At 64.5% G+C, this 11,319-nt stretch carries 11 protein-coding genes; 2 read left to right on the plus strand and 9 right to left on the minus strand.

Annotation, left to right across the window (positions count from 1 at the left end; genetic code table 11):
- Positions 1–132: 132 nt before the first annotated feature.
- On the plus strand, positions 133–810 hold the full coding sequence (locus tag Q4E95_RS08310) for a YoaK family protein (protein ID WP_303382857.1): 678 nt from the start codon (positions 133–135) through the stop codon (positions 808–810).
- A gap of 128 nt (positions 811–938) precedes the next feature.
- Positions 939–1,604 carry a histidine phosphatase family protein gene (locus Q4E95_RS08315; protein WP_303382858.1) on the plus strand — a complete coding sequence of 222 codons (666 nt, stop codon included), beginning with the start codon at positions 939–941 and terminating at the stop codon, positions 1,602–1,604.
- A 23-nt stretch (positions 1,605–1,627) separates the two neighbouring features.
- Here Q4E95_RS08315 and Q4E95_RS08320 read toward each other — a convergent pair whose 3' ends face one another.
- The 9 genes from Q4E95_RS08320 to Q4E95_RS08360 form a co-directional block, all read right to left on the minus strand.
- Positions 1,628–2,200 carry a hypothetical protein gene (locus Q4E95_RS08320; protein WP_303382859.1) on the minus strand — a complete coding sequence of 191 codons (573 nt, stop codon included), beginning with the start codon at positions 2,198–2,200 and terminating at the stop codon, positions 1,628–1,630.
- A gap of 58 nt (positions 2,201–2,258) precedes the next feature.
- Positions 2,259–2,921: a transcriptional regulator NrdR gene (gene nrdR / locus Q4E95_RS08325; RefSeq protein WP_303382860.1), complete on the minus strand. Its 663-nt coding sequence runs from the start codon at positions 2,919–2,921 to the stop codon at positions 2,259–2,261.
- 3 nt (positions 2,922–2,924) lie between these two features.
- Positions 2,925–4,304 (minus strand): histidinol dehydrogenase, encoded by a 1,380-nt coding sequence (hisD, locus tag Q4E95_RS08330; RefSeq protein ID WP_303382861.1) that lies wholly within the window; start codon positions 4,302–4,304, stop codon positions 2,925–2,927.
- A gap of 79 nt (positions 4,305–4,383) precedes the next feature.
- Positions 4,384–7,938 (minus strand): DNA polymerase III subunit alpha, encoded by a 3,555-nt coding sequence (gene dnaE / locus Q4E95_RS08335; RefSeq protein WP_303382862.1) that lies wholly within the window; start codon positions 7,936–7,938, stop codon positions 4,384–4,386.
- Positions 7,939–8,082: 144 nt separating this feature from the next.
- Positions 8,083–9,060 (minus strand): RluA family pseudouridine synthase, encoded by a 978-nt coding sequence (locus Q4E95_RS08340; RefSeq protein ID WP_303382863.1) that lies wholly within the window; start codon positions 9,058–9,060, stop codon positions 8,083–8,085.
- Positions 9,053–9,574: a signal peptidase II gene (gene lspA / locus Q4E95_RS08345; protein WP_303382867.1), complete on the minus strand. Its 522-nt coding sequence runs from the start codon at positions 9,572–9,574 to the stop codon at positions 9,053–9,055. The genes Q4E95_RS08340 and lspA overlap by 8 nt, the downstream gene beginning before the upstream one ends.
- An 87-nt stretch (positions 9,575–9,661) precedes the next feature.
- On the minus strand, positions 9,662–10,348 hold the full coding sequence (locus tag Q4E95_RS08350) for a DivIVA domain-containing protein (protein ID WP_303382864.1): 687 nt from the start codon (positions 10,346–10,348) through the stop codon (positions 9,662–9,664).
- 120 nt (positions 10,349–10,468) lie between these two features.
- A complete protein-coding gene (locus tag Q4E95_RS08355) occupies positions 10,469–10,765 on the minus strand; it encodes a YggT family protein (protein ID WP_303382865.1) in 297 nt (98 codons plus the stop codon).
- Between the two features lie 2 nt (positions 10,766–10,767).
- Positions 10,768–11,292 (minus strand): cell division protein SepF, encoded by a 525-nt coding sequence (locus tag Q4E95_RS08360; protein ID WP_303382866.1) that lies wholly within the window; start codon positions 11,290–11,292, stop codon positions 10,768–10,770.
- Between the last annotated feature and the right edge of the window lie 27 nt (positions 11,293–11,319).

An 11,319-nucleotide genomic window follows, 5' to 3' on the forward strand; every position in this document is an offset into this window, starting at 1 on the left:
ATGGTGGACACGGCCACCAGGGACCGGTCAGCACGGTCTCACTGCGGTCTCCCCTCGAGGGAGGCCGCTTTTTTCGTGGGGAGCTCACCCCGTGAGAGCTCCCCACGTCGACCACGGGAGGGACGGACGGGCATGGAAGGGTATCGCCTCGGAGAGCGAGCGTTGGCGTGGTATCTCTCCTCGATCACCGGGTTCATCGATGCTCTGGGGTTCCTCTACCTGGGCGGGTTCTTCCTGTCCTTCATGTCGGGTAACACCACCCGAATGACCGCCGCGGCCGTGGAGGGCAGCTGGGATGTTGCGTGGCGAGCCGCCGGGGTCATGGCCTTGTTCCTCACGGGAGTCATGATCGGCTCCCTCATCAGCCGTGTGGCCCATCGTCGCCTTCCGCCCACCCGACCCAGGGAAGCCGTCCTCCTGTTCGTGTGTTTCACCGTCTCCGTGGCCTCGGTCTGGGTGGCATTGGGACACGGTCTCCTAGCCGTGCTCAGTTTGTCATTCACCGTGGGCGCCATGAACAGCATTTTCGAACGGGACGGTGAGGTGTCCATTTCGCTCACATACATGACCGGCACCCTGGTCAAGATGTCCCAGCGGTTCGTGGGCGCGTTTTTCGGGGGCAGTCACCGGGCATGGTTGCGGTACTTCATCCTGTGGCTCTCGCTGGTCATCGGCGCCGTGCTGGGCGGCCTGTGCTACGTCACCATCGGGATCAAGTCGGTGTGGGTGGTGTCCGCCCTGGTGCTGCTGGGTACCACAACGGCCTTGATCAACAGGCAACGACGACGTCGCCTGGGGCTCCCCGTCTAGCCATCCCCGTCACCCGCCGCCTCTTGCTGACCGCGGACACCCGATTGTCCTCGGCGCTCCCGGGTGCACTAGCGTGAACCGAAGCACCCTGTGGTTGCTACTTACCTGCGGAAAGGCGAGAAATTCTCGTGCGGCTCATTCTCGTTCGACACGGTCAAACCAGCTCCAATGTGGGTCAGCACTTGGACACCGCGGCCCCCGGTGCCGACCTCACGGATCTCGGGCGCGAACAGGCCGAAGCGCTGGTGGACGCCCTGGGGCGTGAATCAGTCCGGAGAATATTCGTGTCCGATCTCGTGAGGACCCAGCAGACCGCCGCTCCCCTGGCCGAGCACTTCGGACTGGAGCCGACCGTGCGGGCAAGTCTCCGGGAAATCTCGGCGGGTGATCTGGAAATGGCCAACGACGAGGAATCGATTCAAACCTATGTCCGCACCGCCGTGGGGTGGTCCGCGGGTGATTGGAACGCTCGGGTCCCGGGCTCGGAAGAAAATGGCCACGACGTGATCCGGCGATTTGACGCTGTCGTGTCGGAGGCCGCCCACGGCCCAGGTGACGGAGAGGTCGCCATTCTCGTGTCACACGGCGCCATTATTCGCGCCTGGACCGCGGCCCGGTGCGAGAACGTCGATGTGGACTTCGTGGCGCACAACGCGCTTTCCAACACCGGTGCCGTGGTGATCGAGGGCTCCGACGAGCGCTGGGTAGTGACCCACTGGCAGGAGCAGGCCCTGGGCGGCGCACCGCTCGAGGACCCCGCAACCGACGGCGCGGCGGCGGATCCCGTTCGCTGATTGCTCAGATCGAAGAAGCCGGCCTACAGGTGTGTTTCGTCGATCCAGCGATTGAACTTCATGCGCAGCGCACGGTCCAACCCGGCAAGGACGCCACCGATCTGCAGCGTGATGTTCAACCAGTTGGGCAGTTGAAAGGTTGGCACGTAGACGTCGAAGATCCGGCCCACGACATTCAGAATCTCCGGAATCTGCGTGAGTAGCGCCAGCATCAACACGATCCACGAGCACATGGAAATAATCCTGTCCGGCCCCGGGTAATTGGCCGCAAACCGCGCGCGCCGGTCCTCGCCCGTGCCCGGGCTCGGACGAAAGGTCTCCGAGGTTCCAGCGCTCGAGCGAACGAGCCGGACGTACCGCATCCCGTAGAGCGACAACGCCGCCTCCACCGTTGCTTGGCGATCCACGGGGAGCCTGACCGGTGACGAGCCTGCGGCCACGAAATCACCGTCCCGATACAGGCGGATTCGCTCGGAGAAGTCGAAGTAGTCCACATCCGCCACCAGAAGCGTCCCCTGGTACTCCAGCTCGAAGGTCGAACGCCAGAGCCAGTCCCACTTCTTGTAGGGCGGAAGATGTTCCGGGTTCTTGGCCACGCTGGTTCCCTTCCGTGCGGGTGACTTCTGTTACCCAGGGTAGGTGAGAGTACCCGAGCTACAGCAACCGCGGCTGCGTGGCCGTTTCCTGCTGCTTCTTGGCGGCGCGTTTGCGCCGGGGCTTGGGTTCGCTCTCCTCCGCCTCACCAGCCGGGGCCGGCAACGACGTCGCGGCGGTGCCCGACACGGGTTTGCGCGCCGAGCGGCGTCGTGCGGCAGGAGCGGTGTGGCGCCGCGAGGTGTCCGGGACCAAGGTTTGCTGACCGGCCAATTCCGCTTGCTGATCACGCAGCACATCAATGGCTCGCTCGAAGTCTTCGAGGCCTTCGAACGCCTGATACACGGACGCGAACCGGAGGTAGGCCACGACATCCAGTCGCCGTAGCGGGGTGAGAATCGCCAGGCCCACATCGTGGGCGTCGATCTCGGCGGAGCCCGAGGCGCGCACCGATTCTTCGACTTCTTGGGCGAGCATCGCCAGGTCGTCCTCGCTCACGGGACGGCCTTGGCACGCCTTGCGCACACCGTTGACAATGTTTTGACGGTCGAACGGCTCCGTGACACCGGAGCGCTTGATCACCGAGATCGACGTGGTTTCCAGCGTGGAGAAGCGGCGCCCGCACTCCGTGCATTGGCGGCGGCGGCGGATCGCCGTACCGTCGTCGGTGGTGCGGGAATCGACCACCTTGGAGTCATTGTGTCGGCAGAACGGGCAGTGCACGGGTCAGCCTTTCCGGCCGGATGTTTCGGAGCGGATGGTCACAGCGCGCGCGTGAGCCGGCAGATCTTCGCTCGTGGCCAGCGCCACGATGTCATCCTCGAGTTCGGCCAACGCGTCCTGGTTGTACTCGATGACCTGCACGGCCTTCATGAACGACGCCGCCTGCAGACCCGAATTGAAGACCGCGGTGCCACCCGTGGGTAACACGTGATTGGAGCCGGCCGCGTAATCGCCCAGCGGCACGGGACTGTAGGAGCCAATGAAGATCGCACCGGCGTTGCGCACACGAGCGGCCACCTCACGGGCATTCTCCGTGTGGATCTCGAGGTGCTCCGCGGCGTACGCATCGGCCACCTCGATGGCACGGTCCAGGTTGTCCGTCAGCACCACACCGGACTGGGGACCGCGCAGGGCGATCCCTATGCGTTCGTGGTGCTTGGCGTCCGCCACCTGGGTGGCGAGCTCGGCCTCGACCGCATGGGCCAGCGGGGCGGAATCGGTGATCAGCACCGAGCCCGCATCCGGATCGTGTTCGGCCTGGGAAATCAGGTCGGCCGCAACGAAACGCGGGTCCGCGGTGGCGTCAGCGATGATGGCGATCTCGGTGGTGCCGGCCTCGGCATCCACACCCACCATGGAGCGCAGCTGACGTTTGGCCATCGCCACGAAGATGTTGCCGGGACCGGTCACGGTGTTCACCGGTTCCAGGACGTCCTCGCCGTCGGTCAGCCCATATGCCATGGCCGCTAGCGACTGCGCGCCGCCAATGGCCCAGACCTCGTCCACCTCGAGCAAACCGGCGGCGGCCAGGATCACGGGGTGCGGAAGCCCCCCGAAATCCTTTTGCGGCGGAGTACACAGCACCACGGACTCCACACCCGCTGCCTGAGCGGGCACGACGTTCATGATCACCGACGACGGGTACACGGCCAGGCCCCCGGGAATATAGAGGCCCGCGCGCTTGACCGGGGTCCAGCGGTGGTTCAGCACGGCACCCGGGGCGATCTCCACCTCGACGTCCGCCGGGCGCTGGGCCGTGGCGAATCGACGAGTGCGCTCAATCGCCGTTTCCAAACCCTTGCGCACCGCGGGATCCAGCTCGCGCACGGCCTTCTGGATCTCTGCCGGGTCAACCTTGATGCGGTCCTGCATCACGCGGTCGAACTTCTGGGCGTACTCGCGGACGGCCGCCGCGCCGTTGGACCGGACGTTGTCGATGATCGAACGCACGCTGGCTTCCGCTTCGGCCACGGACGACGCCGTTTGCCTCGGTACCGCATGACGCAGCTCGTTCCAGCTCAGGTGCTGTCCGCGCAGGTCGATGACCCGCAGGAAGCCGGAGGGAGTGGTTGCGGTTGCGGAATCCAGGGTTTGTTCAGTCACCCTGCCATTCTACAAGCGCACGGCGGATCGCCCGGGCACCCAGAACCTGGACGGCCCGGCCGCGAGAACCACGAGCCGATCAGGCTTCCAGGCAGGCCGGACCCAACAGCACCTTGAGGTCACCGAACAGCGCCGGCGTGGGATTGACCCGGTGCTCGGGTCCCAGCCGCAGCACCTGGAGTGAGCGGTGGGTGTCCAAGTGGATGCGGACCTCGGACTCGCCGCGATGGTTGCGCAGCACCTCGCCAATCTGGCGGATGGTGGCCTCCGTGGCGCGGTGCTCGGGCAGCGCCACGCACACGGGACCGGAGGTACCGTCCATGCTGAGCTCCGGAACGGTGAGTTCCTGGGCGGAGATCGAGATGGAACCGTCGTCACGGCGCTGCATGCGTCCCTTGATCACGCAGATCAGGTCCTCCGTGAGCACCCCGGCAATGGGCGCGTACGCCTTGCCGAAGAACATGATCTCAATGGACCCCGAACGGTCCTCGAGCTCAATCCGCGCGTAAGCGTTACCGGAGGTTTTGGCAATGCGCCGCGACAGTGATGTGATCATGCCGCCCACGGTGACAACGGCGCCGTCGGGCCGGTTGTTGTCGTCGGACAACAGCGGCTGGATGGCGGTGTCCGTGTACTGGCTCAGGGCGTCGTCGAGACCGCGCAACGGGTGATCGGACACGTAAAGGCCCAGCATTTCGCGCTCGAACGCCAACATGTCCTTGCGTTCCCACTCGGGAACGTCCGGCACCTCGACCGAGAACGTGTCCCCCTCGGGATCGTCGGAACCGCCCATGGCGAAGAGATCGAACGTGAACTCGCCGTTGTCCTCTTTCTTTTTCTGGGCGACGACATCTTCCACGGCCTGTTCGTGACACATGACCAGTCCGCGCCGGGTATGACCGAGCTGGTCGAACGCGCCGGCCTTGATCATGGACTCGATGGTTCGCTTATTGCAGACCACCGCGGGAACCTTGGCCAGGAAGTCGTTGAAAGACGTGAAGCGTTCCTTCTCATGGCGGGCGTTGACCATGGCCTGCACCACGTTGGCACCCACGTTGCGCACGGCCCCCATGCCGAAACGGATGTCCGTGCCCACGGGAGTGAAGTTCAACGCGGACTCGTTGACGTCCGGTGGGAGCACCGTGATGCCCATGTGACGACACTCGGTGAGGTAAAGGGCCAGCTTGTCCTTGTCGTCTCCCACGGAGGTGAGCAACGCGGCCATGTATTCGGCCGGATAGTGCGCCTTGAGGTACGCGGTCCAATAGGACACCAGACCGTAGGCGGCGGAGTGCGCCTTGTTGAACGCGTAGTCGGAGAACGGGAGCAGGATGTCCCACAGTGATTTGATGGCCGCCTCGGAATACCCGCGGTCGATCATGCCCTGGTGAAAGCCCTTGTACTGCTTGTCCAGCTCGGATTTCTTTTTCTTGCCCATGGCGCGGCGCAAAATGTCGGCTTGACCCAGCGAGTAGCCGGCCACCTTCTGCGCAATCGCCATCACCTGCTCCTGATACACGATCAGGCCGTAGGTGGTGTCCAGGATCTCCGCGAGCGGTTCTTCCAGTTCCGGGTGGATGGGCGTGATTTCCTGCGCACCATTCTTCCGCAGCGCGTAATTGGTGTGCGAGTTGGCGCCCATGGGCCCCGGACGGTACAGCGCAATGGTCGCGGAGATGTCCTCGAAGTTGTCGGGGCGCATGAGCTTGAGCAGCTGGCGCATGGGGCCACCGTCCAGCTGGAACACTCCCAGGGTCTCGCCGCGGGCCAGCAGATCGTAGGACCCCTTGTCGTCCACGTTCAAATGCTCCAGATCGAGCACGAAACCGTCACGGTTGAGGGTGATGTTCTCGAGCGCGTCCGAGATGATCGTGAGGTTCCTCAGCCCCAGGAAGTCCATCTTGATCAGACCCAGGCCCTCACACGTGGGGTAGTCGAACTGCGTGATCACCTGGCCGTCCTGCTCACGGCGCATCAACGGAATGATGTCGATGAGCGGGTCCGAGGACATGATCACACCGGCCGCGTGCACACCCCACTGGCGTTTGAGCCCCTCCAGACCCTGAGCGGTTTCGAAAACCTTCATGGCTTCGGGATCATCGGCCAGGGTGTCGCGAAGCTCACCGGCTTCGTCGTAACGTTTGGCGTCCTGGTCGTAGACGTCCTTGAGTGAGATGCCCTTGCCCATGACGTCCGGCGGCATGGCCTTGGTGAGCTTCTCGCCCATGGAGAACGGGTAGCCGAGCACTCGGGAGGAGTCCTTGAGCGCCTGCTTCGCCTTGATGGTGCCGTACGTGACGATCATGGCCACGCGCTCGTCGCCGTACTTCTCGGTCACGTAGTGGATGACCTCGGAACGGCGCCGATCATCGAAGTCGACGTCGAAGTCGGGCATGGACACACGGTCCGGGTTGAGGAAGCGCTCGAAGATCAGTCCGTGCTGCAGGGGGTTGAGCTCGGTGATGCGCATGGCGTACGCAACCATGGAACCGGCACCGGAACCACGCCCGGGACCCACGCGGATGCCGTTGTCCTTGGCCCAGTTGATGAAGTCGGCCACCACCAGGAAGTACCCGGGGAAGCCCATCTGGATGATGATGCCCTTCTCGTACTCCGCCTGTTTGCGCACGTCATCCGGAATGCCGCTCGGGAACCGGTAATGCAGGCCCTTCTCGACCTCCTTCACGAACCAGGATTCCTCGTTCTCGCCCTCGGGAACGGGGAAGCGGGGCATGTAGTTGGCGGAGGTGTCGAACTCCACGTTGCACCGCTCGGCGATCTCCAACGTGTTGTCACAGGCGTCCGGGAAATCGCGGAAGAGTTCACGCATTTGTTCGGGAGATTTGAGGTAGAACTCATCCGCGTCGAACTTGAAACGCTTGGGATCCTGCAGCGTGGAGCCGGATTGCACGCACAGCAGGGCCGCGTGGGATTTGGCGTCCTCCGCGTGCGTGTAATGCAGATCGTTGGTGGCCACGAGGGGCAAATTCAGCTGCTTGGCGAGTTTCAGCAGATCCTGTGTCACCCGCTTCTCGATACCCAGACCGTGGTCCATGAGCTCGCAGTAGAAGTTCTCGGCGCCGAAAATGTCGCGGTACTCCGCGGCGGCCTGGACGGCCTGATCGTACTGACCCAGTCGCAACCGGGTCTGCACCTCGCCCGAGGGGCACCCCGTGGTGGCGATCAGCCCCTTACCGTACTGGTTCAGCAGTTCCCGGTCCATGCGCGGCTTGTAGAGCTGACCCTCCAGGGACGCCTTGGTCGAGGCGCGGAAGAGGTTCTGCATGCCCTCGCTCGTCTCGGCGAGCATCGTCATGTGCGTGTACGCGCCACCACCGGAAACGTCGTCACGGCCCCCGTCCGCGAACTTCACGCGGGTGCGATCCTGCCGCGCGGTGCCCGGGCTCAGGTACGCTTCCACGCCGATGATCGGCTTGATCCCCGCAGAGCGAGCGCGGTTCCAGAAGTCGTAGGCGCCGAACACGAACCCGTGGTCCGTGGTGGCCAGGGAGTCCATGCCCTGACGGTGGCATTCCTCGAACAAATCGTCCAGGCGTGCAGCACCGTCGAGCATTGAGTACTCGGTGTGTACGTGGAGGTGGGTGAAGCCTTTTTTGCCGGTCGCCGTGGTCACCGGACCAGTCTAGGACGGGACGCCGACAACCTCACGTTCCGGCGAGCGCGAGCTACGCCTCATTCGGGCCTCGCCTACCGACCACACCCGCCACTTACCCGACGACGCCGCTGGCTCTCGCGATGGTCGAAGCTTCCGGCACGTTCAGAGTTGCGGGCCGCCCTCTCGCAAGGTTTCCACGGCGAACGCAAGATCCGCTGGATAGGCGCTTTCGTACTCGACGTAGCCCCCCGTCTCGGGGTGCGCGAAGCCCAGCTTCTTGGCGTGCAACCACTGTCTGGTCAGGCCGAGGCCCGCGGACAATGCCGGGTCCGCCCCGTAGGTCAGGTCCCCGGCGCACGCGTGCTTCAGCGCCGAGAAATGCACGCGGATCTGGTGGGTGCGCCCGGTTTCCAGGCGCACCTCCACGAGAGACGCCCGGCCGAAGGCCTCCAGCACCTCGTAGTGGGTGATTGAATCGCGGCCGTCCTCGAGCACGGCGAAGCGCCACTCGTGCCCGGGGTGGCGACCAATGGGCGCATCGATCGTGCCCTTGAGCGGATCCGGAATCCCCTGCACCACCGTGTGGTACACCTTGGTCACCGTGCGCTCTTTGAAGGCGCGCTTGAGCACCGTATATGCATTCTCGTTGCGGGCCACCACCATGAGCCCCGAGGTTCCCACGTCCAGGCGGTGCACGATGCCCTGCCGCTCGGGCGCACCCGAGGTCGAAATGGACACACCGGCCCCCGCCAACGCCCCGACCACGGTGGGTCCCTTCCAGCCGGGAGACGGATGGGCCGCGACGCCCGCCGGCTTGTCGACCACCACGTAGCCCGGAGTCACGTGCACCAGTTGCAGATCGGCCACGTGCTGCGGGGCGATGCGGGTCGGATCCTCCGGCACGGGAACGTCCACCGCGTACGTTTCGGATGTCTCCACCCGGTGGGACTTGGCAACGGGCCTGCCCTTGAACAGCACGCGGTCCTCGGCGCACAACTGGGCCGCCGCGGAACGGGACAGGCCGGTCCAGGCGGCCACGGCGGCGTCGGCGCGCGCACCGTCGAGGTCGTCGGACACGGTGAAGCGCTCCGACACGTACTCGGGGTCCGAGCCTGTGGGGCGGGTGCGGGAGTCAGTCATTGTCGGGGGCGGGCCTTTCGGTCTGCGATTCACGGGAGGCCTGGTCATCGGTGTCCGCCGTGCGGCGATCGGCGGGTCGTGTCATGTCCCGGTCGCCGAGGATCAGGATCATGATCACGGCGATTCCCACCACTACTCCGCAATCGGCCAGATTGAAGATCGCGAAATTCGGCACCGCGATGAAATCGACCACGTGACCCTGCCCGAAGCTGGGCTCACGCACCAGGCGGTCGGTGAGATTACCGGAGGCACCACCGAGTACCAGACCCAGCCCCACGGCCCAGATCGGGTGCCGGACCTTGCGCAGCGTGGCTGCAATGAACACGACCACGGCGGCCATGACGACCGTGAAGATCCAGGTGAAATCCGAGCCCAGGGAGAACGCGGCACCGCTGTTGCGGATGTGCTGCCACCACAACAGCCCCGGGACCACGGGGAACTGTTGACCCAGGGGTAGTTCCGCAACGACCCATAGTTTGGTGAGTTGATCAGCGGCGTAAATGAGCGCGGCCACCACCAGGGACAGAATGAGGCAGCGGCGGCCCCGCCCCGAAGGAGTGGGAGCCGCCGCTGTCTCGCGGGCTTGATGCGACACCGAGTGTTACTTGACCACGGTGCGGTTCGACGCCTTACCGGCCGGCGCGTCACTGGGCGCCAAGGAGCCGGTTGCATCGATGTCACGCAGCTGACCGTTGATGAAGTCCTTGAGGTTGCTACGGTAATCGCGCTCGAAGGTGCGCAGTTCGTTGACGGACGCCTCCAGGCGGGACTTTTCCTTCTCCAGCGAGGAAAGGGTCTCTTCCTTGGTGCGCTTGCCGTCCGACACGAGTGTGTCGGCCTGGGTGCGGCCCTCGGAGATCAGTCGTTCGCGTTCGGAACGGCCCTGCGCCACGTACTCGTCGTGGAGCTTCTGGGCCATGGCGAGCACACCCGCCGCGGACTCGGCCGATTCGGTGCTGGGCTGGGTGCCCTCTGCGACGGCCGGTGCGGTCGGAGCCGCGGCCGGGACCGGAGCTGAGGTTTCACGAACCTCCGTGGTCTCGGACTCGACCACCGGCTCCTCCGGAGCGACCGGCGCGGATGCCGCAGAATCGTCACGCTGCGCGGCAGTCACCTGGCCACCGGCGGTCTCGACCTGCTTGCGCAGGTCTTCATTCTCTTCGTTCAAACGGCGCAGTTCCGCCACGATCTCGTCCAGGAAGTCATCGACCTCGTCCTGGTCGTATCCCTCACGGAACTTGGTGGGCTGGAACCGCTTATTGATGACGTCTTCTGGTGTCAAAGTCATGTGAGTGCTTTACTCCTACTTCCAATCAAGCCGCGAATGCCAGGCCTCGGTCAAGATATTTCACGCCAAGGATACAACTACGGCGTAACTAACGCGCGGTGAGCGGGGTGTCACCGACACTTATGCCCTCAGGAGCATTCCCCACAGGATCGACTGAATGATGCTGACCGCGAAGACCAGGATCAGGAAACCCAGGTCCAGGGCCACGCCGCCGAGCCGCAGCGGCGGGACCACCCGGCGCAACAGGTTCATGGGGGGATCCGTCACCGAGTAGATCGCCGACGCCGCCACCAGCACGATTCCCTGTGGTCGCCAGCTCCGAGCGAACATTTGCACCCAGTCCAGCACGAGTCGGCCCAGTAGCGCCACATAGACGAGATGGACCAGCAAGTACAGGACGGACAGGATCAGGCTCATGATCAGCCCTCGGCCTGACCGTAGGATTCGGTCTCTTCATCAATGTCACTGGTGTGGCCCTGGTCTCGTACCTCCACATAGGAGGGCGTGAGCAAGAACACCTTGGCGGTGACACGTTCGATCGAACCGTGGAGGGCGAACACCAGCCCGGCCGCGAAATCCACGAGGCGCTTGGCTTCCGCCTCTCCCATGTCCGACACGTTCATGATCACGGGGGTACCGTCACGGAACGCTTCGCCAATTGACTTGGCATCGTTGTAGGAGCGGGGGTGCACAGTGGTGATGGTGCGCAATTCGCTGTCGTCCTCTCGGGAACTGGGGGCCCTTCGGATGGGTGTCACGGGGGCTCGGTATTCCGCGGAACGCCGTGCCGCGGCGCCGCTCGTTGTCTCACCGGACGCGGCGGTGGAACCGCTGGCCGGTACCTGTGTGACTTCCCGGGGACGTCCGGTCGCTTCGGAGGTGTAGTCGTCGTCGGTCTCGGCAAGGCCGAGGTAGATCATGGTACGACGCAGCGCTCCGGCCATAGTCTCTCCTCAATCACTGGACGGGTG

The sequence above is a fragment of the Kocuria sp. genome (assembly GCF_030536815.1).
Lineage (GTDB): Bacteria > Actinomycetota > Actinomycetes > Actinomycetales > Micrococcaceae > Kocuria > Kocuria gwangalliensis.

What these genes read in the sequence shown, in the direction of transcription:
- Q4E95_RS08310 (WP_303382857.1), top strand. Translation starts at nt 133, where the DNA reads ATGGAAGGGTATCGCCTCGGAGAGCGAGCGTTGGCGTGGTATCTCTCC.
- Q4E95_RS08340 (WP_303382863.1), bottom strand. Translation starts at nt 9,060, where the DNA reads ATGACTGACTCCCGCACCCGCCCCACAGGCTCGGACCCCGAGTACGTG.
- Q4E95_RS08350 (WP_303382864.1), bottom strand. Translation starts at nt 10,348, where the DNA reads ATGACTTTGACACCAGAAGACGTCATCAATAAGCGGTTCCAGCCCACC.
- Q4E95_RS08355 (WP_303382865.1), bottom strand. Translation starts at nt 10,765, where the DNA reads ATGAGCCTGATCCTGTCCGTCCTGTACTTGCTGGTCCATCTCGTCTAT.
- Q4E95_RS08360 (WP_303382866.1), bottom strand. Translation starts at nt 11,292, where the DNA reads ATGGCCGGAGCGCTGCGTCGTACCATGATCTACCTCGGCCTTGCCGAG.